20 protein-coding genes and 1 riboswitch are annotated in these 21,427 nt (G+C 73.3%); of the genes, 6 read left to right on the forward strand and 14 right to left on the reverse strand.

What is annotated here, in order from left to right; translation table 11 throughout:
* Both gdhA and LBW97_RS12345 read left to right on the forward strand, forming a co-directional pair.
* Nucleotides 1–1,350, forward strand: a complete 1,350-nt coding sequence (gene gdhA / locus LBW97_RS12340) for an NADP-specific glutamate dehydrogenase (RefSeq protein WP_224499681.1) — start codon at nt 1–3, stop codon at nt 1,348–1,350.
* 9 nt (nt 1,351–1,359) lie between these two features.
* Nucleotides 1,360–1,890: a gamma carbonic anhydrase family protein gene (locus tag LBW97_RS12345; RefSeq protein WP_224499682.1), complete on the forward strand. Its 531-nt coding sequence runs from the start codon at nt 1,360–1,362 to the stop codon at nt 1,888–1,890.
* Nucleotides 1,891–1,894: 4 nt separating this feature from the next.
* Here the strand turns inward: LBW97_RS12345 and LBW97_RS12350 are convergent, their stop codons facing one another.
* From LBW97_RS12350 to LBW97_RS20480, 6 genes are all read right to left on the reverse strand, one after another.
* Complete coding sequence (locus tag LBW97_RS12350) at nt 1,895–2,941, reverse strand: homoserine O-acetyltransferase (protein WP_224499683.1); 1,047 nt, start codon at nt 2,939–2,941, stop codon at nt 1,895–1,897.
* 4 nt (nt 2,942–2,945) lie between these two features.
* Nucleotides 2,946–4,238: a bifunctional o-acetylhomoserine/o-acetylserine sulfhydrylase gene (locus tag LBW97_RS12355; protein WP_224499684.1), complete on the reverse strand. Its 1,293-nt coding sequence runs from the start codon at nt 4,236–4,238 to the stop codon at nt 2,946–2,948.
* A gap of 44 nt (nt 4,239–4,282) precedes the next feature.
* Nucleotides 4,283–4,398, reverse strand: a riboswitch (SAM riboswitch).
* 84 nt (nt 4,399–4,482) lie between these two features.
* Nucleotides 4,483–4,992, reverse strand: coding sequence for a hypothetical protein (locus LBW97_RS12360; protein ID WP_224499685.1), 510 nt, complete (start codon nt 4,990–4,992; stop codon nt 4,483–4,485).
* Nucleotides 4,989–5,867, reverse strand: a complete 879-nt coding sequence (locus LBW97_RS12365; protein ID WP_224499686.1) for a mechanosensitive ion channel family protein — start codon at nt 5,865–5,867, stop codon at nt 4,989–4,991. The genes LBW97_RS12360 and LBW97_RS12365 overlap by 4 nt, the downstream gene beginning before the upstream one ends.
* 121 nt (nt 5,868–5,988) lie before the next feature.
* Nucleotides 5,989–6,792 carry a thioesterase family protein gene (locus LBW97_RS12370; RefSeq protein WP_224499687.1) on the reverse strand — a complete coding sequence of 268 codons (804 nt, stop codon included), beginning with the start codon at nt 6,790–6,792 and terminating at the stop codon, nt 5,989–5,991.
* A gap of 15 nt (nt 6,793–6,807) precedes the next feature.
* Nucleotides 6,808–7,179, reverse strand: coding sequence for a hypothetical protein (locus tag LBW97_RS20480; protein WP_224499688.1), 372 nt, complete (start codon nt 7,177–7,179; stop codon nt 6,808–6,810).
* 105 nt (nt 7,180–7,284) lie between these two features.
* Here LBW97_RS20480 and LBW97_RS12380 point away from each other — a divergent pair, with 105 nt between their 5' ends.
* Entirely contained in the window at nt 7,285–8,250 is a 966-nt protein-coding gene (locus tag LBW97_RS12380; RefSeq protein WP_224499689.1) for a DMT family transporter, read from the forward strand.
* Between the two features lie 24 nt (nt 8,251–8,274).
* On the opposite strand, the gene LBW97_RS12385 is transcribed toward LBW97_RS12380, so the two are convergent.
* The 7 genes from LBW97_RS12385 to LBW97_RS12415 all read right to left on the reverse strand — a co-directional run bounded on the left by LBW97_RS12385 (nt 8,275) and on the right by LBW97_RS12415 (nt 14,158).
* Nucleotides 8,275–9,279 carry an ABC transporter substrate-binding protein gene (locus tag LBW97_RS12385; RefSeq protein WP_224499690.1) on the reverse strand — a complete coding sequence of 335 codons (1,005 nt, stop codon included), beginning with the start codon at nt 9,277–9,279 and terminating at the stop codon, nt 8,275–8,277.
* Nucleotides 9,280–9,385: 106 nt separating this feature from the next.
* Nucleotides 9,386–10,216 (reverse strand): ABC transporter ATP-binding protein, encoded by an 831-nt coding sequence (locus LBW97_RS12390; RefSeq protein ID WP_308010464.1) that lies wholly within the window; start codon nt 10,214–10,216, stop codon nt 9,386–9,388.
* Nucleotides 10,217–10,229: 13 nt separating this feature from the next.
* Complete coding sequence (locus tag LBW97_RS12395; RefSeq protein WP_224499691.1) at nt 10,230–11,309, reverse strand: iron chelate uptake ABC transporter family permease subunit; 1,080 nt, start codon at nt 11,307–11,309, stop codon at nt 10,230–10,232.
* Between the two features lie 2 nt (nt 11,310–11,311).
* Complete coding sequence (locus LBW97_RS12400; RefSeq protein WP_224499692.1) at nt 11,312–12,367, reverse strand: iron ABC transporter permease; 1,056 nt, start codon at nt 12,365–12,367, stop codon at nt 11,312–11,314.
* Between the two features lie 150 nt (nt 12,368–12,517).
* Nucleotides 12,518–13,237 (reverse strand): hypothetical protein, encoded by a 720-nt coding sequence (locus tag LBW97_RS12405; RefSeq protein ID WP_224499693.1) that lies wholly within the window; start codon nt 13,235–13,237, stop codon nt 12,518–12,520.
* On the reverse strand, nt 13,234–13,725 hold the full coding sequence (locus tag LBW97_RS12410; protein ID WP_224499694.1) for a glutathione peroxidase: 492 nt from the start codon (nt 13,723–13,725) through the stop codon (nt 13,234–13,236). Before LBW97_RS12410 ends, LBW97_RS12405 begins: the two co-directional genes overlap by 4 nt.
* A gap of 28 nt (nt 13,726–13,753) precedes the next feature.
* The gene (locus tag LBW97_RS12415; RefSeq protein ID WP_224499695.1) at nt 13,754–14,158 is read right to left on the reverse strand and encodes a DUF2237 family protein; all 405 of its coding nucleotides are present in this window, start codon (nt 14,156–14,158) and stop codon (nt 13,754–13,756) included.
* A gap of 62 nt (nt 14,159–14,220) precedes the next feature.
* On the opposite strand from LBW97_RS12415, the gene LBW97_RS12420 reads away from it, so the two are divergent.
* From LBW97_RS12420 to LBW97_RS12430, 3 genes are all read left to right on the forward strand, one after another.
* Complete coding sequence (locus LBW97_RS12420) at nt 14,221–16,194, forward strand: acetoacetate--CoA ligase (protein WP_224499696.1); 1,974 nt, start codon at nt 14,221–14,223, stop codon at nt 16,192–16,194.
* Nucleotides 16,195–16,293: 99 nt separating this feature from the next.
* Entirely contained in the window at nt 16,294–18,705 is a 2,412-nt protein-coding gene (locus LBW97_RS12425) for a S8 family serine peptidase (protein WP_224499697.1), read from the forward strand.
* A 109-nt stretch (nt 18,706–18,814) separates the two neighbouring features.
* Nucleotides 18,815–20,086, forward strand: a complete 1,272-nt coding sequence (locus LBW97_RS12430) for an acyl-CoA dehydrogenase family protein (RefSeq protein WP_224499698.1) — start codon at nt 18,815–18,817, stop codon at nt 20,084–20,086.
* 72 nt (nt 20,087–20,158) lie between these two features.
* Here the strand turns inward: LBW97_RS12430 and LBW97_RS12435 are convergent, their stop codons facing one another.
* Nucleotides 20,159–21,418, reverse strand: a complete 1,260-nt coding sequence (locus tag LBW97_RS12435; protein WP_224499699.1) for an MFS transporter — start codon at nt 21,416–21,418, stop codon at nt 20,159–20,161.
* Nucleotides 21,419–21,427: the final 9 nt, after the last annotated feature.

The raw sequence follows: 21,427 nt of genomic DNA on the forward strand, positions 1-21,427 counted from the left end.
ATGCAGGGCGAGGTCCCGACGACGGTCCAGGGCATCTACGACGAGGTGCTGCGCCGCAATCCCGGTGAGCAGGAGTTCCACCAGGCCGTCCGCGAGGTGCTCGAGTCCCTCGCCGTCGTCCTGGACCGGCACAGCGAGTTCAGCGAGATGAAGACCGTCGAGCGGATCTGCGAACCCGAGCGGCAGATCATCTTCCGCGTGCCGTGGCAGGACGACCGCGGCGAGGTGCAGATCAACCGCGGCTTCCGGGTGGAGTTCAACTCCGCGCTCGGTCCGTACAAGGGCGGCCTGCGGTTCCACCCCTCGGTGAACCTCGGCATCGTCAAGTTCCTGGGCTTCGAGCAGATCTTCAAGAACGCCCTCACCGGCATGCCGATCGGCGGCGGCAAGGGCGGGTCGGACTTCGACCCCAAGGGCCGGTCCGACGCGGAGGTCATGCGCTTCTGCCAGTCGTTCATGACCGAGCTCTACCGGCACCTCGGCGAGTACACCGACGTCCCGGCCGGCGACATCGGCGTCGGCGCCCGCGAGATCGGCTACCTCTTCGGCCAGTACAAGCGGATCACCAACCGCTACGAGTCCGGCGTCCTCACCGGCAAGGGGCTGGGCTGGGGCGGCGCGCTCGTGCGCACCGAGGCCACCGGCTACGGAGCGGCCTTCTTCGCCGAGGCGATGATGGAGGTCCGCGACGAGTCCTTCGACGGCAAGCGCGTCGTCGTCAGCGGCTCGGGGAACGTCGCCGTCTACGGCATCGAGAAGGTGCACCAGCTCGGCGGGACCGTCGTCGCCTGCTCGGACTCCACCGGCTACGTGGTGGACGAGAAGGGCATCGACCTCGAGGTGCTCAAGCAGGTCAAGGAGGTCGAGCGGGGCCGGATCTCCGACTACGCCGACCGGGTCGCCTCCGCGGAGTACGTCGAGGGCGGCAGCGTCTGGGACGTGCCGTGCGAGGTGGCCGTCCCCAGCGCCACGCAGAACGAGCTCGACGACGACGCCGCCACGGTCCTGGCCCGCAACGGCTGCCGGTACGTGGTCGAGGGCGCGAACATGCCGACGACGCCGTCGGCGGTGCAGGTGCTGCGCGAGGCCGGCGTCGCCTTCGCGCCCGGCAAGGCGGCCAACGCCGGCGGCGTCGCCACCTCGGCGCTGGAGATGCAGCAGAACGCCTCCCGCGACCGCTGGACCTTCGAGCACAGCGAGGCCCGGCTGGCCGAGATCATGCGCGACATCCACACCCGGTGCCACGAGACCGCCGAGGAGTACGGCTCGCCCGGCGACCTCGTGCTCGGGGCCAACGTGGCAGGGTTCCTGCAGGTGGCCGAGGCCGTGCACGCGCACGGCCTGATCTAGGTTCGCCCGATGGACGCATTCGTCGGTGCCCTCGACTTCGGCTCGCCCTCGATCGACGACTCGGCCTTCGTGGCGCCGACGGCGGTGGTGGTGGGCGCGGTGACGATGGGCCCGCGCTCGAGCATCTGGTACGGCGCGATCGCCCGGGCCGACGCCGAGGTCATCGAGATCGGCGCGGACTCCAACATCCAGGACGGCTCCACGCTGCACTCCGACCCCGGCTTCCCGCTGGTGGTGGGGGAGCGGGTCTCGGTCGGCCACCGGGTGGTCCTGCACGGCTGCCGGATCGACGACGACGTCCTCGTGGGCATGGGCAGCATCGTCATGAACGGCGCGCACATCGGCTCGGGCTCGATCGTCGCGGCCGGCGCCGTCGTCACCCAGGGGAAGGTCTTCCCGCCCCGGTCGCTCATCGCCGGCGTGCCGGCGAAGGTGCTGCGCGAGGCGACCGACGACGACCAGCTGCACATCCAGGGCAACGCGATCGCCTACACCGACCGGTTGGACTCCGCGCGACAGGTGCGCCGGCTCGAGCGCTGAGCGCTCAGCCGAGCAGCTCGCGCAGCAGCGCGTCCACCGCGGCGGTCTCCACCAGGAAGCCGTCGTGCCCGTACGGCGAGGTGATCAGCCGCAGCGGAACGCCCAGGGCATCGGCCACCCGTTGCTGCTGCGCCGGCGGGTAGAGCCGGTCGGTGTCGACGCCGGCGACCACAGCCCGGGCGGTGACCCGGCCCAGCGCCGACTCCACGCCGCCCCGGCCGCGGCCGACGTCCCAGCTGTTCATCGCCTCGGTGAGGACGAGGTAGCTCCCGGCGTCGAAACGGGCGGTGAGCTTGTCGGCGTGGTGGTCGAGGTAGGAGGCGACGGCGTAGCGCCCGTCGTCCTGCACGCCTGAGCCGAAGCGGTCCTCGAGCTCCAGGTCGCTGCGGTAGGTGAGGTGCGCGATCCGACGGGCGACGCCGAGCCCCGCGACGGGAGGATCGGCCGGATCGGCGCGGATCGCCGCCTGCTGGGTGGTCTGGGTGCCGATCTGGTCGGCGGAGGCAACCGCCGTCGAGGCGAGGAAGAACAGCCCAGCGACGCGGTCGGGCAGCGCGACGGCCCACTCCAGCGCCCGCATGCCGCCCATCGAGCCGCCGGCGACGCAGGCCCAGCGGTCGACGCCGAGCGCGTCGGCGAGCGCCGCCTCGACCCGCACCTGGTCGCCGACGGTGATCTCCGGGAACCGGGCGCCCCACGGCCGCCCGTCCGGTGCGGGGGAGGACGGCCCCGTCGTCCCCTGGCAGCCGCCGAGCACGTTGGCGCAGACGACGAACCACCGGTCGGGGTCCAGCGCCGCACCCGGCCCGACGATGCCGCTCCACCAGCCCGGGGTGGGATGCCCCGGCCCGGCGGCGCCTACGACGTGGCTGTCACCGGTCAGCGCGTGCTCGACCAGCACCGCGTTGCCGCCGTCGGCCGCGAGCGTTCCCCACGTCTCGTAGGCGACGCGGACCGCCGGCAGCTCGCCGCCCCGGTCGAGGGCGAACGGGCCGGGCAGGTCGAGGAACCGGCGGTCGCCCGCCGGATCCCCCTCGACCCACCCGGCCACCGGCTCAGGCGGACTTCGCCGCGCGGAACCCGGCCTCGAGGTCGGCGAGGATGTCCTCGATCCCCTCCAGGCCCACGGCCAGGCGCACCAGACCCGGGGTGACGCCGGTGGTGAGCTGCTCCTCGGCGGTCAGCTGCGAGTGCGTGGTCGACGCCGGGTGGATGACCAGGCTGCGCACGTCGCCGATGTTGGCCACGTGGCTGTGCAGCTCGAGGGCCTCCACGAACCGCTGCCCGGCCTCGCGCCCGCCGTGCAGCTCGAAGGTCAGCACCGCTCCGGCGCCCTTCGGCGCGTACTTCTGCTGCGCCGCGTGCCAGGGGGAGGACTCCAGGCCCGGGTAGTTCACCCGGTCGACGGCGTCGTGCGCCTCGAGGAACTGCGCCACCCGCAGCGTGTTCTGCACATGCCGCTCCATGCGCAGCGACAGCGTCTCGATGCCCTGCACGACCAGGAAGGCGTTGAACGGCGAGATCGCCGGGCCGAGGTCGCGCAGCAGCTGCACCCGGGCCTTGAGCGCGTAGGCCGGCGCGCCCAGGTCCTTGTAGACGACGCCGTGGTACGTCGGGTCCGGGGTGGTGAAGCCGGGGTGCTTGCCGCCGGCCCAGTCGAACCCGCCGCCGTCGACGATGATCCCGGCGATCGCCGTGCCGTGGCCGCCCAGGTACTTGGTGGCCGAGTGCACGACGACGTCGGCGCCGAACTCCAAGGGGCGGAGGAGGAACGGCGTGGCGATGGTGTTGTCGACGATCAGCGGCACGCCGTTGCGGTGAGCCACGCCGGCGACCGTCTCGATGTCGAGGAGGTCGCCCTTGGGGTTGCCGATCGTCTCGCCGAAGAACGCCTTGGTGTTCTCCTGCACGAGGGACTGCCAGTTCTCCGGGTCGTCCGGGTCCTCGACGAAGGAGACCGTGACGCCGAGCTTGGGCAGCGAGTGGTGCAGCAGGTTGTAGGTGCCGCCGTACAGCGAGGCCGAGGCGACGACGTGGTCCCCGGCCTCGGCGAGATTCAGGATCGCCAGCGTCGTCGCCGACTGGCCGCTGGCCACGGCGAGCGCCGCCACGCCACCCTCGAGCGAGGCCACGCGCTGCTCCAGCGCGTCCTGCGTCGGGTTCATGATCCGCGTGTAGATGTTGCCCATCTCGGCGAGCGCGAAGAGGTCCGCGGCGTGCTTGCTGTCGCGGAACTGGTAGGCGGTGGTCGCGTAGATCGGCAGCGCGCGGGCGCCGGTCGTGGGGTCGGGGCTCGTTCCGGCATGGATCTGCCGGGTCTCGAAGCTCCAGCTCTGCGGGTCGGTCATGCGCCGTCTCCTCACACTCGCGGGAGATCCCGCGGCGCGCAGGAACTCCGTCCTTGCCGGACGGCGGACGCCGACCAGCCGGCTCTTCCCCTGGAGCACCTCAGACGGAGTTGAGGTTGCCGGGCAGCCAGCCAGGTGCTTTGCACTGCCTCTCGTGAGCCAGCGCCGATACTAGGGCGGCGTTGTCACACGTGAAACATCTGTCCCGCGCAGTGGACTGCCCGGCCCTGATCGGCCGGTCGCGTCAGCCGGTGGGATCGGCCGGATCCGACGAGCCCGAGTCGCCGGTCGAGCCCCCGCCGTCGGGCGAGCTGTCCTGGGGCTGCGTGGTCGTCGCGGGCTCGTCCGGCTCCGTCGTGGGCTCGGCGTCGGTGGTGGGCGCCGGCGCGCGGGTCGTCGGCGTCGGGGTGCCCGTCGGCGCCTCGTCCTCGTCGGTCGTGGGCTCCGGCTCGGTCGTCGGCGGCACGGTCTCCGTCGGCGTCGGGTCGGTGGGCACCACGACGGAGGGCTCGCTCGCCGGCGCGGGAGTGCCGCCCGGCGGCGGCTTCACCTGGAGGTAGAGGAAGAAGATCCCGACGAACAGCACGCACATCGCGACCGTGCCGGTGCGGGCGCGCCCCAGGTGCGAGGGGATGGAGGACCACCAGCGGTGCTGCGGCGCGGCGGCCGGCGCGGTGCTCACGGTGGGGACGGCGGGCTGCTGCTCCATCTGGCCGGTCTGTCCTGCCGGTCCGGTCTGCTCCGGGCTGCTCATCGGACGCCCTCCTGCACCGCGGTCGCGCCGTCGTTCGAGCCGTCCGGGCCGGTGGGCTGCGAGACCTGCAGGCCCTGGTTCCGGAACGCCAGCACGATGCGCACCCGCAGGTCCCGGCCGACCTCGAACTGCTTGCCGGGCAGGGTGCGGGCGACCACCCGCACGTTCACCTCGTCCAGACCGAGGGTCTCCACGCCCATGACCGTCGGCGGGTCGAGCAGCAGCGGCCGCATCGCCGGATCGCGGAACGCCTCCCGCCCCACCTCGCGCAGGATCTCGTTCACCCGGTTCACGTCCACCGTCGACGGGACCGGCACGTCGACGACGGCACGCGCCCAGTCGCGCGAGAGGTTCACGACCTTGACGATCTGCCCGTTCGGCACGGTGACGACCTCGCCGTTGGCCGAGCGGACCCGGGTCACGCGCAGGGTCACGTCCTCCACGGTGCCGGTGGCCGGGTCGCCGCCGCCCACCACCTGGATCGAGACGACGTCGCCGAAGCCGTACTGCCGCTCGGTGATGATGAAGAACCCGGCCAGGACGTCGCCGACGATCCGCTGGGCGCCGAAGCCCAGGCCGACACCCAGCACCGTCGCCGGGGCGACCAGACCGGTCACCGGGACGCCGAGCCGGTCCAGCACGAAGAAGACCGCGATCGAGTAGATGAGCACGATCGCGGCCCACTGCAGCACCTGGGTGAGCGAGTGCCGGTGCTTCGCGGCCTCCGAGCGGACCAGCGCGTCACCGCCGGTGGCGTTGCGGTCGATCCGGTCGGTGATCTTGTTGCCGGCCCACGAGATGAACCGGGCCAGCAGCACCGAGCCCAGGATGATCAGCACGACCTCGAGACCTCGGCCGGCGAACCAGTCGAGCACGTCTCTCAATGCGTCTTGCACGGGCGGTGCACTCCGATCGTCGGGGGAAGTCGACCCCTCCACCCTCCCCGACGCCCGCCCCCCGGTGCCAGCCGGACCGGCAGGTTCCGGGGGAGATGCGTCACGCCTCGGGGCGGGGCTCCACGAACAGCGACTGGCTGGAGCGGCCGATCGGCCCGTCGGCGTCGAAGAGGACGGCGCCGCACTGGGCCGCGCCGGCGCCGCCGAGCACGGTGGTGGCCGCCATCCCCAGCCACTCGCCGCGCGGCGGGCGGTGCAGGGCCACGGTGAGGTCCACGTTGGCGAAGGTGGCCGTCGTCCAGTCCAGGACCGCGGAGATGCCGCTGGCGGCGTCGGTCATCACCAGCAGGTGCTGCAGCGGGGTCATCGGCTCGCCGGCCACCAGCTCGCACTGCGGGCGGGTCCACGCCGTCGCCGGACCGGGGGCGTTGAAGGAGCCGTCGGCGAAGCGCCAGTCCAGTGCCCGGTGGTAGGCGACCTCGGTCGTGAAGAACGCCGCGGTCTCCGCACGGCTCTCCTCCGGGCGCCGCGGGGACGGGTGCTGCTGAGCGGTCGCCTCGGCGCCGTCCCGGGTGCGCATCCGCCAGGCCGACAGCCGCATCAGCGGGCGCTCGTCCCCGGTGGAGAGCACCGTCTCCACCAGCTCGACCCGCCGGCCCGGCCGGACGACGGAGCTCGTCAGCCGCACCGGGCCGACGGGGACCGGCCCGAAGATGTCGTAGGCCATGCGCACGGTCTGCCCGCCCTCGATCCCGCTGGCGCGCTCGGCCTCGCGCAGCAGCAGAGCCGCGGGCGGCCCGGCGTGCTGCAGCCCGGCGTCCCACGGGCCGATGGTCAGTGCGGTGGCGGTGAAGCCCGCCGGGTCATCGCTGTCTGGGAGGTAGAGGGCGGCAGGCAGCTCCATGGCTGCAGTCTGGCGTCAGCCCCCGACGTCGTCGCGCCGGGTCTCCCGCACCGCGTACGCCGTCCACCCGACGGCCGCGACGGCGACGAGCGACCACACCCAGCGCAGGTCGTCGGTGGAGAGCAGCAGCAGGACGGCGACGACGAAGCTCGACCCGGCCACCGGCGAGGACCGGGCGAGGACGCCGGCGGTGCCCGGGCCGGGAATCGCGAGGAAGACGACGACCGCCGCAACCAGCAGGAAGGCGCACAGTGCGGCGAGGATCCCGGCGCTCACGCCGTACTCCGCGGGCAGCCCGACGCCGCCCAGCCCACCGAGCACGACCCCGAGCGCCGGCACGAGCAGCGTGCGGCGACGGCGGTCGGACCACGGTGGTCGGTGCGGCACGGGTCCTCCTCCCGGGAAGCGGTGTTCCTCCGTTGTACCGGCGCCACCTGTGCGCGGCCTGGGGAGGTAGGTGCCTCGGGCCCGGTAGCCCGCTACCGTGCGGCGGTGTCCCGCACCGCCCGCCCCGCTGTGGGCTACGCCTTCACCCTGGCCTCGGCCGCCCTGTTCGGGATCAACGGCACGGTCTCCACGCTGGCGCTGGAGGCGGGGATCCCGGCCACCCGGCTGACGGCGCTGCGCTGCACCGGGGCAGCCCTGGTGCTGCTCGGCGCCCTCGCGGTGTTCTCCCGCGAGCGGCTCCGCGTGCGGCGATCCGAGCTGCCGCTGCTCGCGGTCTTCGGCGTCGTGGGCGTGGCGCTGACCCAGTTCCTCTACTACGTGGCGATCGGTCGCATGCCGGTCGGCATCGCGCTGGTGTTCGAGATGACCGCGCCGGTGTTCATCGCGCTCTACGTGTGGCTGGTCCGTCGGGAGGTGGTGCGCCGCCGGCTGTGGGCGGCGCTGCTGCTGTCGCTGGGCGGGCTGGTCCTGGTGGCCGAGGTGTGGCGCGGTGGTGGCTCGCTCGACGGGCTCGGCGTCGCGGCGGGGCTGGGGGCGGCGCTCTGCCTGGCGACGTACTACCTGGTGGGGGAGCGCGGCACGACCACGCGGGACCCGGTGACGCTCACCTGCTGGAGCTTCGTGGCGGCCGCGCTGTTCTGGGCGGTCGCGGCGCCGTGGTGGGCCTTCGACGCCGGGGTGCTGGCGGAGTCGGTGCCGGTCTCCGTGGGGGACATGACCGCGCCGCTGTGGCTGCTGGTCGCCTGGATCTGCGTGCTCGGCGCGGTGGCGCCGTTCTGGCTGTCGATCGCCGCGCTGCCGCACCTGCCGCCGACGACCGCCGGGCTGGTGGCGACGGTGGAGCCGGTGTTCGCCTCGATCGTCGCCTGGCTGTGGGTGGAGCAGGTGCTCACCGGGTGGCAGGTGGCCGGCGGCGTCGTCGTCCTCACCGGGATCGCGCTGGCGCAGACCGCGCGGGCCACGCCCGCGCCCTATCCGCTGCCCGAGACCCCGGCCCCGCTGTCGTCGTGACGGCGAGGCCGGGACCCGGCGCTGTTACGGAGTGACGTCCTTGCTCTCGGTCAGGTAACCGGCGAGCTCCTCCATGTAGGCGGCCTGGGCGACGTAGTCGGGGCCGATGTACTTCCACGGGTGCAGCTGGTCGTTCTGCACGGCGGGCAGGAGCGCGGCGGTGGGCTGCGCGGCGATCTCCTCCGGCGTCATGCTGAACCGCAGCGAGTAGAGCAGCACGTCGCTCGGGAAGTTCGGGACCTCTTCCCAGCCGACGGTCTTCCAGAAGTACCCGTCGCCGCCCGGGTCGACGAAGTTCACGCCCAGGTCCTTGTACATCCTCAGCTGCGGGTCGTCGTCGGCCTTGGCCATCCACCAGCCGTCGGCCTCGGTGGCGTAGACCGGCAGCACGCTGACGCCGCCGGCCGCGGCGTCGGTCAGCGTCTTCTGCGCGGCCTCGAAGTCAGCGCGCGCCTCGGCGACCTCGCCGCCCTCGGGATCGACGCCGAAGGACTCGGCCAGCTCGACGACGCGCTCGATGACCTCGGCGCCCGAGCCGCGGTAGGCGATGTGGAGAACCGGAGCGATCGCGGCCACCTGCTCCTCCTGCGCCAGGTCGTTGAACCCGTAGCCCGCGGTGCCCTCGGGGATGTCGCCCGAGGAGTCGGCCGGATAGATCGTGGTGACGATGACGTCGGGGTCGGCGGCGGCGAGCGCCTCCAGGTCGATCTCGTCGTAGCTGGAGCCGACGATCTGAACGTCGCCGAGGTCGCGGCCCTCGAAGGCGACGTCGTCCTCGGCGGAGGTCTGGCCGAAGGTGGCGACCGGCTCGATGCCGTAGTTCCACAGCGAGGCCGTCAGGTCGTTCAGGCCGGCGATGCGCGTCGGGGCCTCGTCGAGCTCCACGGTCTGGCCCAGGTCGTCGGTGAACTCCCAGCCGCCCTCGGCGGCCGGCTCGGTGCCGTTGTCGCTCTCGCCGCAGGCGCTCACGGTGGCCACGGCGGCCAGCGCGAGCAGGCCGCCTGCCAGGCGGCGGGGGGTCCGGTGCACAGGTGCTCCTCAGCTTCTCCGAGGAAGTGGATCTTCCTCGATCGGGAGGAAGGTTAGCCTGCCCTAACCAGAGTCGAGAAGGGGGTGTCGCGCGGATCCGCCCTGCTCAGCGCAGCCGGCGCACCGGAACGACCATCGGCGTCCCCGCGACGGGATCGGGGATGACCCGGGCCTCGAGGTCGAAGACGTCGGCCAGCAGCTGCTCGGTGAGCACCTCGTCCGGCGTTCCGGAGGCGACGAGGGCGCCGTCCTTCATCGCCACCAGCCGATGGGCGTAGCGGGCCGCCAGGTTCAGGTCGTGCAGCACCACGACGACGGTGCGGCCGCGCTCGGCGTGCAGCCGCCCGACGAGCTCCAGCACGTCGATCTGGTGGGAGAGGTCGAGATAGGTCGTCGGCTCGTCCAGCAGCAGCAGGTCGGTCCCCTGGGCGAGGGCCATGGAGATCCACGCGCGCTGCCGCTGGCCGCCGGAGAGCGCGTCCACCGGCCGGTCGGCGAGCTCGGTCATGTCGGTCCAGGCCAGCGCCTCGGCCACGACGGCCTCGTCGTCGCGGGACCACTGGCGCAGCCAGCTCTGGTGCGGGTGCCGGCCGCGGGCCACCAGGTCGCCGACGGTGAGCCCCTCCGGCGCCACCGGCGTCTGCGGCAGCAGGCCGAGCACCTTGGCCACCTCGCGGGTGGGGGTCTTCGCGATCGCCTGGCCGTCGAGGAGCACCTGGCCGGCGGTGGGGCGCAGCAGCCGGCCCAGCGCCCGCAGCAGCGTGGACTTGCCGCAGCCGTTGGGGCCGACGATCGCGGTGAACGAGCCCTCGGTCAGCTGCAGGTCCAGGCCGTCGACGACGACGCGCTCGTCGTAGGCGAGCCGGACGCCCTCCGCGGCGAGGCGCACGCGGGCGGTAGCGGCGGAGCGTGGCTCGAGCTCGATGGGCGTGGTCACAGCTGCGTCGTCCTCACGTGAACTGCCGCCTTCCGCGGACCAGGAGCCAGAGCAGGTAGGGGGCGCCGATGGCGGCGGTGAGGATGCCGACCGGCAGGGCCTCGGGCAGCACGGTGCGGGTCACCAGGTCGGCGCCCACCACGAGGAGCGCGCCGACCAGCCCGCTGGCCAAGAGCGGGGGACGGGAGCCGCCGGTGAGCCGCACCGCGATCTGCGGGACGATCAGCGAGACGAAGGCGATCGGCCCAGCGGCGGAGACCGCGAAGGCGACCAGTCCGACGGCGAGCAGGACGACGGCGGTCTGCGCGCCGGCCAGCCGCACCCCGAGGCCGCGGGCGGTGTCGTCGCCGAACTGCATCACCGCGAGCACCCGGTTCAGGGCCAGCGACAGGGGGAGGAGCACCGCCAGTGCGATCGCCAGCGGAACGGCGTGGTCCCACGTACGGCTGTTCAGCGAGCCGGTGATCCACACGTAGGCCGACGAGGCGTCGTAGATCTCGGCCCGGGTCAGCAGGAAGTCGATGAGCGCGTTGCCGACGGCCCACAGCGCGATCCCGACCAGCACCAGCCGGTACCCGTCGATCCCGGCCCGCCAGGCGAGCAGGAACAGCAGGAGCCCGGCCGCCAGCGCGCCGAGCAGGGCGGCCAGCGGGATGCCGAGGCCGCCGAGGATCGCGCCGGTGGAGGTGCCGCCGGTGAGCACGATCGCCGCGACGGCTCCCGCCGAGGCGCCCGCGGTGATGCCCAGGGTGTCGGGAGAGGCCAGCGGATTGCGGGCGAAGGTCTGGAACAGCGCGCCGGCGACGCCGAAAGCCAGCCCGACCAGCACGCCCACGATCACCCGGGGTGCGCGGAGCTCCAGGACGATGAACTCCTGCGGCCCCTCGCCGAGCCCCACCAGGGTGCGCAGCACGTCGACGACGCCGATCGGGAAGTCGCCGCGGCCCATGCTGACCGCCGAGACGAGCGCCAGCGCGGCGAACGCCACCGACGGGACGACGACGTCGCGCCAGCGCAGCGACGCCGACACCGGGCCGATCCGCACGGTCCGGCCGCTGCGGACGGGGCGGACCTCGCGCTCCGGAGCCTGCACGCTCACAGCCCGGCCGCCCGGGTGCGCCGGACCAGGGCGATGAAGAACGGGGCGCCGATCAGAGCCAGCACGATGCCGACCTGCAGCTCGCCGGGCCGGACGACGACGCGGCCGATCACGTCCGCGCCCAGCAGCAGAGCGGCACCGAGCAGGCCCGAGCAGGGCAGCAGCCAGCGGTGGTCGGGGCCGGTCAGCGCACGCACCATGTGCGGCACGACCAGGCCGACGAAGGCGATGGGTCCGCAGGCCGCCGTGGCCGCGCCGCAGAGCAGCGTGATCGCGGCCAGCCCGACGGCGCGGGCGAGCCAGATGCGCTGCCCCAGCCCGCGGGCGACGTCCTCACCCAGACCCAGCAGGTTCAGCGCCGGCGCGTTGACCAGGGCGAGCACCAGGCCGATCGCGATGAACGGGCCGACCTGCCACGCGACGTCGGCCCCGCGCCCGGCGAGCGAGCCGACGACCCAGAAGCGGAAGCTGTCCAGGGTCTGCTGGTCGGAGACGAGGACGGCCCGCACCAGCGCGTACATCAGCGCCGACAGCGCCGCCCCGGCGAGGGCCAGGGAGAGCGGCGTCGCGCCGCCGCGGCCGGCCGAGCCGATCGCGTAGACCAGCACGGTGCCGGCCAGCGCCCCGGCGAAGGCGAACCAGACGTAGCCCGACGGCGAGGTCAGGCCGAACACCGAGATCGCGAGAACGACGGCGAGGCTGGCGCCCGCGGTGACGCCGAGCAGCCCGGGGTCGCCGAGCGGGTTGCGGGTGTGGCCCTGCATCAGCGCGCCGGCGATACCCAGCGCCAGGCCGACGAGGAGGCCGAGGACGGTGCGGGGCACCCGGAGCTGGCGGACGATCACCGCTTCCTCGGTGCTCAGGTCGCTGTCGAGCAGCGCCCGCCAGACATCGCCGAGGCCGATCGAGCGGGTGCCGACGGCGATGCTCGCGAGCGAGGCGGCGACGACCAGGCCGAGCAGCAGGAGCAGCGTGGCCAGCCGGCGGGCGCGCCTCGAGCGGGCGAGCGGGCGGACCGCGTCCCGCGCCGGGACCTCGACCGTGGTGGCCACGAGCAGCTCCCGGAACGGACAGTGGTGCAGATCAGATAAGGCTTACCTTAGCTGCGCTGCGCCACGGGTGGGAGCCGACGGGTGCCGCGGTGCGGGTGCGGGGGCCGCGCTGTGCGGCGGACATCGTCCCCGTAGCGCGGCACCGAGGCCTCAGCGCTTCTGCCGACGGCTCCCGCCGTGCCAGTCCTCCTGGGCGCCTGCCTCGTCGGTCCGGACCCCGAACGACGCCAGCTGCGGCCGCTCGCGCAGGCTGCGCTTGAGCTCGGCGAACCCCGGGAACGAGGCAAGCCCGACCACGTGGTCCCACAGTGCGACGGCCTCCTCCGGGGCGGGCAGCCGGCTGATCACCGGACCGAAGAAGGCGATCCCCTCGGGCGGGCGGAACTGCAGGATCGGCGTTCCGACGTCCTTGCCGGTCAGCGCCAGCGCCTCGTCGGTCTCCGCCTGGATCTGCGCGTCCCAGGAGGCGTCGTCCAGCGCCTCGGCGAGCTCCGCGGGGAGACCGGCGTCGGCGAGCGCGGGCTCGACGAACTCGCGGGTGCCCCGGCGGACCTCGTCCCCGCGCTGCGCCGCCACCTCGTGGATCCGGGCGCCGAGCGCCTCGTACAGCGGACCGACCGCCGCGGCGCCGTGCTCGGCCCGCGCGCGGGCGGCCACCCGGAGCAGCCGCAGGCCGGCGGTGTGCCCGGCCTCGTACTCGGGCGGGAAGTGGGTGTCGTAGTCGACGTGCGCGTTGAGCAGCCGCAGCGAGATGAACCGCCACTCGACGGCGTACTCGCGCTGGCGGGCCACCTCCCGCACCCACTGGCTGGTCAGCCAGGCGAACGGGCAGACCGGGTCGAACCAGAAGCGCAGATCGGCGTCACTCACGGGAGCACCGACTCGATGGCGGCGCGCACCTCGGGGGCGTCGGGCAGCGTCATGGGCCGGAAGCGGGCCACGACCGACCCCGTTCCGTCCACCACCCACTTCTCGAAGTTCCAGCTCACGTCGCCCGCGGCGCCGTCCAGATCGGGGGCGTCGGTGAGCGCCTGGAACAGCGGGTGCGCGCCCTCGCCGTTCACCTCGACCTTGTCCGTCATGGGGAAGGTGACGCCGTAGGTGGCCGAGCAGAACTCCTCGATCTCCTCGGCGGTGCCCGGCTCCTGGCCCATGAACTGGTTGCACGGCACGCCGATCACGGTGAAGCCGCGAGCGGAGTACTCCTCGTGCAGGGCCTCCAGCGCCGTGTACTGCGGGGTGAGCCCGCATCGACTGGCCACGTTGACGACCAGCGCCGGCCGGCCGCCGGTCAGCGCCCCGAACGTCGTCGGCTCGCCCTGCAGGGTGGTCACGGGTACGTCGAGGAGGTCGCTCATGTGGGCGGCAGCGCCGTCCGCCCGGGGTTCATTCCAGCCCGCTGATGTCGTCGGGGACGTCGACGGCGTGCTGCCGCAGCGCCTCCAGCGGCACGATCTCCAGCGAGCGGGCGTTGGTGGCGGCCAGCACGACGCCCGACGCGGCGCCGGCCTGGTAGGCCTGCAGCCACCGGGTGGCGACGACGCACCAGCGGTCGCCCGGCCTCAACCCGGGGAAGCCGTACTCCGGGCGCGGGGTGGAGAGGTCGTTGCCCAGCTCCCGCTGCATCGCCAGGAACTCCGTGGAGACGACGGCGCAGACCGTGTGCCGCCCGAGGTCGTCCGGGCCGGTGGTGCAGTGCCCGTCGCGGTAGAAGCCGGTGACCGGGTCGGTGCCGCACGGTTCCAGCGGGCCGCCCAGCACGTTGCGCTCGTCGTCGGGATCGGGCGACACGGGCGCTCCTCGGGGTTCGGTGAGCCGTGGTCGGCGCGGACAGAGAATGGCATGGTGCGGGGATGAGCGAGACCCCGACGGAGCTGTGGCGCCCGGACCCGGACCGCATGCGAGGAACGCGGATGGCCGCCTTCGCCCGCTGGGTGGAGGAGCGCCGCGGCGTCTCCTTCGGCGATCCGGTCGAGTACGACGTCCTGTGGCGCTGGTCGGTGGAGAACCTCGACCAGTTCTGGGGTGACCTCGCGACCTGGACCGGCGTGCTGCCCGACGTCCCGGACGACCGGGTGCTGACCGACCGGAGCATGCCCGGCGCGGTCTGGTTCCCGGGGACGACGGTCAACTACGCCGAGCAGGCGCTCGCCTCCGCCACCGACGCCTACCCCGCGATCGTCGCGGTCGCCGAGGACGGCGAGCCGCAGGAGATCTCCTGGGCGACGCTGTGCGGGCAGGTCGGCGCCTTCGCCGCCACGCTGCGCGGGCTCGGCGTGCGCAGCGGTGACCGGGTGGTGGGCTACCTGCCGAACGTGCCGGAGGCGATCGTCGCCTTCCTCGGCGCGGCCTCGATCGGCGCCGTCTGGTCGGCCTGCGCGCCGGACTTCGGCACCCGCGCGGTGCTCGACCGCTTCGCTCAGATCGAGCCCACGGTGCTGGTCGCCGTCGACGGCTACCGGTTCAACGGGCGCGCGCACGACCGGCGCGACGTCGTCGCCGAGCTCCGGGCCGCGCTGCCGACCGTGCGGACGACGATCGCCGTCCCCCGGCTCTTCCCCGACGAGGTGCCCGCCGGTGCGCTGCCCTGGGCCGAGGCGGTGGCCGACGAGCAGGACCCGGTCTTCGAGCCGACGCCGTTCGAGCACCCGCTGTGGATCCTCTACTCCTCGGGCACGACGGGGCTGCCGAAGGGCATCGTGCACGGCCACGGCGGGGTGGTCCTCGAGCAGCGCAAGTCCGGCACCCTGCACAGCGATCTGCATCCCGGCGACCGCTTCTACTGGTACACCTCCACGGCCTGGATGATGTGGAACGTCGTGGTCTCCTCGCTGCTGTCGGGGGCGACGGCGGTGCTGCACGACGGGGCGCCCGCCTACCCCGCGGTCGACGCGCAGTTCGCGCTCGCCGCCAAGCTGCGCCTCACGCACCTGGGCACCAGCCCCGGATACCTCGCCGCCTGTCAGAAGGCCGGTGTGCGCCCGGGGGAGGTCCACGACCTCTCCTCGCTGCGCGTGCTCGGCTGCACCGGGTCGCCGCTGCCCGCGGCGTCCTACGAGTGGGTCTACGACGCCGTCGGCACGCAGCTGCAGCTCACCTCGGCGTCCGGCGGCACCGACGTCGCCACCGGCTTCCTCGGCTCCTCACCCCTGCTGCCGGTGACCGCCGGCGAGCTGCAGCGGCCGAACCTCGGCGTCGCCGTCGCCGCGTGGGACGAGGACGCGAAGCCGGTGACCGGCGAGCTCGGCGAGCTGGTGGTCACCGAGCCGATGCCCTCGATGCCGCTGTACTTCTGGAACGACCCGGACGGTGCGCGGTACCGGGCGGCCTACTTCGAGCCGTGGCCCGGTGTGTGGCGGCACGGCGACTGGCTGGAGATCACCCAGCGCGGCACCTGCGTCATCACCGGCCGCTCCGACTCCACGCTCAACCGCGGCGGCGTGCGCATGGGCACCGCCGACATCTACGCCGCCGTCGAGAGCTTCCCCGAGGTGCTCGACTGCGTCGTCCTCGGCGTCGAGCAGGCCGACGGCGGCTACTGGATGCCGCTGTTCGTGCAGCTGGCGCCGGGGGAGGAGCTCACCGACGACCTGGTCGCCCGCCTGCGGGAGGCGATCCGGACGACGGCCTCGCCGCGGCACGTGCCCGACGAGGTGCTCGCCGTCCCCGGCGTGCCGCACACCCGCACCGGCAAGCGGCTGGAGGTCCCGCTCAAACGGCTCTTCCAGGGCGTCGACCCGGCGAAGGCCGTCAACACCGGCACCGTCGACGACGCCTCGCTGGTCGAGCACTACGTCGCCATGGCGAAGGAGCGCAGCGCCCGCTGACGCCGGCCCGGCCGTGACCCGACCGTGACGTCGGACCCGGGCAGATCACCTTCGGGTGACACGCCTCACGCAACGGGGTGCGGCTGCCGATAAGGGACCGTGCGCGGAGCGAGCTGGACGTCCCTGGTCGGTGCCGGCGCCGTGCTGGCGGTCGCGCTCTCTCTCGCGTCGGCCGGTCCGGTGCAGGCTCAGCCGGCGCCCGCCCCGCAGCCGATCGACGCCGGCGCCCCCGTCACCGTGTCGGCGATCGTCCTGGTCGGCGGCGAGGCCGAGGTCGTCACCCGTCCGGCCGAGCCCTCGGAGGTCGCCGAGGTCATCGCCGACCTGGAGGACCAGCCCGGCGTGCTCGACGTGTCCGTGGACACGCCCGTCTCCATCGCCGGCGATCCGTTCCGGTACGACCAGTGGTCCCTGGATGACCTGCAGTACGACCGCCTTCCCGCGGATGCCGCTGACGGGTCCGGCCAGCTCGTCGCGGTCCTCGACACCGGCGTACTGGCCGCCCACGAGGATCTCGCCGGCATGGTCCGCTGCGACCTCGGCGCGGACTTCGCCACGGACGCCGCCTCTTATCCGGACACGTTGGGCTGCATCGACCCGCAGGGCCACGGCACCCACGTGGCCGGCCAGATCAGCGCGGTCACCGACAACGAGGTCGGCATCGAGGGCGCCAGCCGCGCGCAGATCATGCCGGTGCGGGTGCTGGCTACCGACGGCAGGGGAACGAGCGCGACCGTGGCCAACGGCATCATCTGGGCCGTCGACCACGGCGCCGACGTCATCAACATGAGCCTCTCGGGGCCCTCCAACTCGGCGTACGACACCGCGGTGAAGTACGCGACCGACCGCGACGTCGTCGTGGTGGCCGCCGCGGGCAACAACCGGCAGGAGGGCAACACGGTCGGCTATCCGGCTGCCTCCCCCGGAGCCATCGCGGTCGCGGCGACCGACGACTTCCGGACGAGCGCCTACTTCAGCTACAGCGGACCGACGAACATGATCTCGGCGCCCGGGTGGTCCGTTCTCTCCACCGACCCCCAGTACGGCTACGTCTGGCGGAGCGGCACGTCGATGGCGGCGCCGCACGTCGCCGCGGTGCTCGCCCGGCACCGCGACGCCTTCCCGGCGCACACCGAGGCGCAGATCCGCGCCCTCGTGCGGACCACGGCGATCGACATCGAGACCCCGGGGTTCGACAACAACACCGGCTACGGCCTCATCGACGCCTACGAGCTGATCGTGGGCTCCGGGTCGATCGCCGTCCCGGGTGCGCCGACGGGGGTGAAGGCGGTCCCCGGCGACCGGGCGGCGACGGTGTCCTGGTCGGCGGCGGCCGCCAACGGCAGCCCGGTGACCAGCTACACGGTGACGGCGTCGCCCGGTGGGCAGACGGCGACCGTGGCGGGCCGGACGGCGACGGTGGGCGGCCTGAGCAACGGCACGTCGTACACGTTCCGGGTGACCGCGACCAACGCCGGAGGGGCCGGGCCGGCGAGCGCGCCCAGCGCAGCGGTGAAGCCTGCCCCGCCGAGCTCGATCTTCCTGTTCCACCAGGCCTCGGGCGGGGCGGACGGTCCTCTCGGGGGCCAGGTGACCGCCGAGCGGTGCGGGCTGCCCGGTGGCGGTTGCTACCAGCTGTTCCAGCGCGGCGCGGTCTACTGGGCGGCGGCCACGGGCGCGCACTCGGTGCTCACCGGTGCGGTGGCCACGCGATGGGGCGCTCAGGGCTGGGAGACCGGTCCGTTGGGTTATCCGACGGCGAGCACCGTCTGTGGGCTGGCCGGTGGTGGGTGCAAGCAGGAGTTCCAGGGCGGTTCGGTGTACTCGGCCACGGCGACCGGTGCTGCCCGGGTCGTGTACGGCGCGGTCCGCACGCGGTGGACGGCGCTGGGTCGCGAGGCGGGCGCGCTGGGCTACCCGTCGGCGGAGACGGTCTGCGGGCTGCGCAACGGTGGCTGCTTCCAGAAGTTCCAGCGCGGCACGATCCACTGGTCCCAGGCCACCGGCGCTCGCGCCGTGCGCACCGGTCCGGTGGCGACCCGTTGGGGCGCGCAGGGCTGGGAGACCGGTGCGCTCGGCTATCCGACGGCTGACACGGTCTGCGGTCTGGCCGGTGGTGGGTGCAAGCAGGAGTTCCAGGGTGGTTCGGTGTACTCGGCCACGGCGACCGGTGCTGCCCGGGTCGTGTACGGCGCGGTCCGCACGCGGTGGACGGCGCTGGGTCGCGAGGCGGGCGCGCTGGGCTACCCGACGGCGGAGACGGTCTGCGGGCTGCGCAACGGTGGCTGCTTCCAGTCGTTCCGGGGCGGCACGATCCACTGGTCGAAGGCCAGCGGTGCCTGGTCGGTGTCGGCTCCGCTCCTCGCCGCCTGGGGCGCGCAGGGCTGGGAGACCGGGCGGCTCGGCTACCCCGTGGGACAGGCGACGTGCTCGTCGGCCGGGAGCTGCACCCAGGCCTTCCAGGGCGGAAAGGCCTCGTGGTCGGCGTCCACGGCAGTTCGCTTCAGCTGATCCGGCGCTGGTGAGGCTGCTCACCTCACGGGTGACGACGGCGTGCGGCGGGAAGGGTTCCCCGCCAAGGTGTACGTGATCACCGCCCGACCGAGGAGGCCGACCGACGATGACGTCGAGCGCCAGCGAGTCCGAGAACGAAATCTGGGAGCCGCAGCCGCCGGTCCTCCTCCCGCCGTGGCACACCCCGGAGCGGGAGGAGCTCCAGGAGCAGGCCCGCCGGTTCGCGATGGACGAGGTGCTCCCGGTCGCCGACGAGCTGGACCCGCAGAAGGGCGAGATCCCGGCGTCGCTGCTGCAGCGGCTGGCCGAGCTCGGGTACTTCGGCATCACCGTCCCCGCCGAGCAGGGCGGCCTCGGTCTGGGCGTCTTCGAGTACTGCATGGTCAGCGAGGAGCTGGCCCGCGCCTGGATGTCGACGGCCAGCATCCTGGCCCGCTCCCAGGGCCTCGGGACGGCGCTGCTCGACGCCGACCACCGGCACGAGCTGATGTCTCGCAGCGCCCGCGGTGACTGGATCGGTGCCATCGCGCTGTCCGAGCCGGACGCCGGTTCCGACCTGGCCGGCGTCTCCACCCGCGCCGTCCTCGACGGCGACGAGTGGGTCGTGACCGGGCACAAGCGCTGGTGCGGCAACGCCAAGGCAGCCGACTTCATCCAGGTGCTGGTGCGCGAGCGCGACCCGGAGGAGGGGGAGTCCCGCTCCGCCGGGCTGATCAACCTGCTGCTGGAGAAGAAGCGCGGCGAGTTCCCCGAGGGTCTGACCGGCTCCCCGATCGACAAGATCGGCTACCACGGCTTCCTCACCTGGGACCTGAAGTTCGACGGCGTCCGCATCCCGAAGGACAACGTCATCGACGAGGCCCGGGCGGCGCGCGAGGAGAGCGACGCCGAGGGCGAGGCCGCCAAGCAGGCCGGGTTCGCCGAGGCGCAGAAGTTCCTCAACACCGCCCGCGTGCACACCGCCGCCCGCGCCGTCGGCCTCGCCCGCGCCGCGCTGGAGGACTCGATCCGCTACCTCCAGGAGCGCGAGCAGTTCGGCCACCCGATCGCCGACTTCCAGGCGCTGCGCTTCAACATCGCCGAGATGGCCTCGCAGATCGAGCAGGCCCGCGCCTTCTACCGCCAGGTCGCCCACCTGCTCGACCTCGGGCTGCCGGTGCACAAGGAGGCGTCGATGGTGAAGCTCGAGGCCACCGAGATGTCGATCCGGGTGACGAACCAGGCCATGCAGCTGCACGGCGGCAACGGCTACACGACCGAGCGCCAGGTCGAGCGGCACTGGCGTGACGCCCGGCTGACCACGATCTTCGAGGGCACCAGCGAGATCCAGAAGCGGATCATCAGCGACCGCCTGCTGCCCCGCTCGCCCCTGACCTGACGCACACCGGCGAGGCTCAGCCCCGCCGTGATGCAGCGGTTCCGGGCAGCACGGCGTCCACGGGCGTCCGGTTCAGCTGAGTCGTTCGGCGCGGTCGTCGGCGAGCGCCTGCTCGTCGGCATGCGCGATGTGGGTCAGCTGCGGCCAGATGAGCACCAGGATGAGCGCCGAGCCGACGAAGGCGAACCAGAACGGGCCGGTCAGCCCCCAGATCCGGGCGATCACGCCACCCAGCCCCTGGCCGACGACGATGCCGCCGAAGACGCCGATCATGTAGAGGCTGCCCACCCGGCCCTGCAGCTGCGGCGGAACGGCGCGCATCCGCACGGTGCGGGACACCGTCCCCCAGACGAAGGTGTGCGCGCCGAAGACGAACATGATCGCCAGGGCGACCCAGCCGGTCGTCGCCAGCGCGAACCCGAGGTGGCTGAACGTCTCGATGAGCAGACCCGCGCGCATGAGGGTCGCCATGCTCAGCCGCCGCTCGATCCAGCCGTAGGCCGGCGATGCGACCAGCCCGCCGATCGCCCCCGCCGTGGTGAGCAGCCCGAACCCGACGGGGCCCATGCCGAGGTGCTCGGTCGCGTAGAGCACCAGCACCGACCAGGCCGCGCCGAAGGTGACGTTGAACGTGACGATGGTCAGCGTCAGCGTGCGCACCGCCGCGTTGCCCCACGTCCAGCGGAACCCCTCGGCGATGTCCCTGCCCACGGGCCGCGGGCCCTCGGGGGCGGGTAGGGGCGGGACCGCCATCCGCGAGATCAGCAGCACCGCGAGCAGCAGGCACACCACCTGGACGGCGAACGGCCACGCCATGCCCACCGCGAAGAGCGTCGCGCCCAACGCCGGCCCGGCCAGCTCGTTCATCGTGATGCGGGCGGTGATGAGCCGGGCGTTGCCGATGCCGAAGTCGGACTTCGCGACCACCATCGGCAGCAGGGTGCCGGTGGTGGTGTCGACGAAGACCTCGGCGGTGCCCAGCAGGAACATGGCGGTCAGGACCACCGGCACGTTGACTGCGCCGGTGACCAGCGCGGTCACCAGGACGACGAGGACGCCGCCGCGCAGCAGGTCGCCGACGATGACGATCCGCCGGCGGTCGAGCCGGTCGGCGAGGACGCCGGCGTGCAGCCCGAACAGCAGCCACGGCAGGCGCTGGAGCAGGCCGGCCAGCGCCACCAGGATCGGATCGGAGGTCTGCGAGGCGACCAGCAGCGGCCCGGCGGCCAGCGCGATGCCGTCGCCGAGGTTGCCCACCCAGGCCGAGCCGACGAGCCAGCGGAACGGCGTCCCCATGCGGGCGGGGAACACCGCCTCGACGATCCGCTTCACGAGGAGGCA

It is taken from the genome of Blastococcus sp. LR1 (assembly GCF_020166105.1).
GTDB lineage: Bacteria > Actinomycetota > Actinomycetes > Mycobacteriales > Geodermatophilaceae > Blastococcus.

Excerpts from the sequence above, each read along its gene's own strand:
- LBW97_RS12370 (WP_224499687.1), bottom strand. The coding sequence starts at position 6,792 with ATGGAGCTGCCTGCCGCCCTCTACCTCCCAGACAGCGATGACCCGGCG.
- LBW97_RS12355 (WP_224499684.1), bottom strand. The coding sequence starts at position 4,238 with ATGACCGACCCGCAGAGCTGGAGCTTCGAGACCCGGCAGATCCATGCC.
- LBW97_RS12360 (WP_224499685.1), bottom strand. The coding sequence starts at position 4,992 with ATGAGCAGCCCGGAGCAGACCGGACCGGCAGGACAGACCGGCCAGATG.
- LBW97_RS12345 (WP_224499682.1), top strand. The coding sequence starts at position 1,360 with ATGGACGCATTCGTCGGTGCCCTCGACTTCGGCTCGCCCTCGATCGAC.
- gdhA (WP_224499681.1), top strand. The coding sequence starts at position 1 with ATGCAGGGCGAGGTCCCGACGACGGTCCAGGGCATCTACGACGAGGTG.
- LBW97_RS12430 (WP_224499698.1), top strand. The coding sequence starts at position 18,815 with ATGACGTCGAGCGCCAGCGAGTCCGAGAACGAAATCTGGGAGCCGCAG.
- LBW97_RS12410 (WP_224499694.1), bottom strand. The coding sequence starts at position 13,725 with ATGAGCGACCTCCTCGACGTACCCGTGACCACCCTGCAGGGCGAGCCG.
- LBW97_RS12420 (WP_224499696.1), top strand. The coding sequence starts at position 14,221 with ATGAGCGAGACCCCGACGGAGCTGTGGCGCCCGGACCCGGACCGCATG.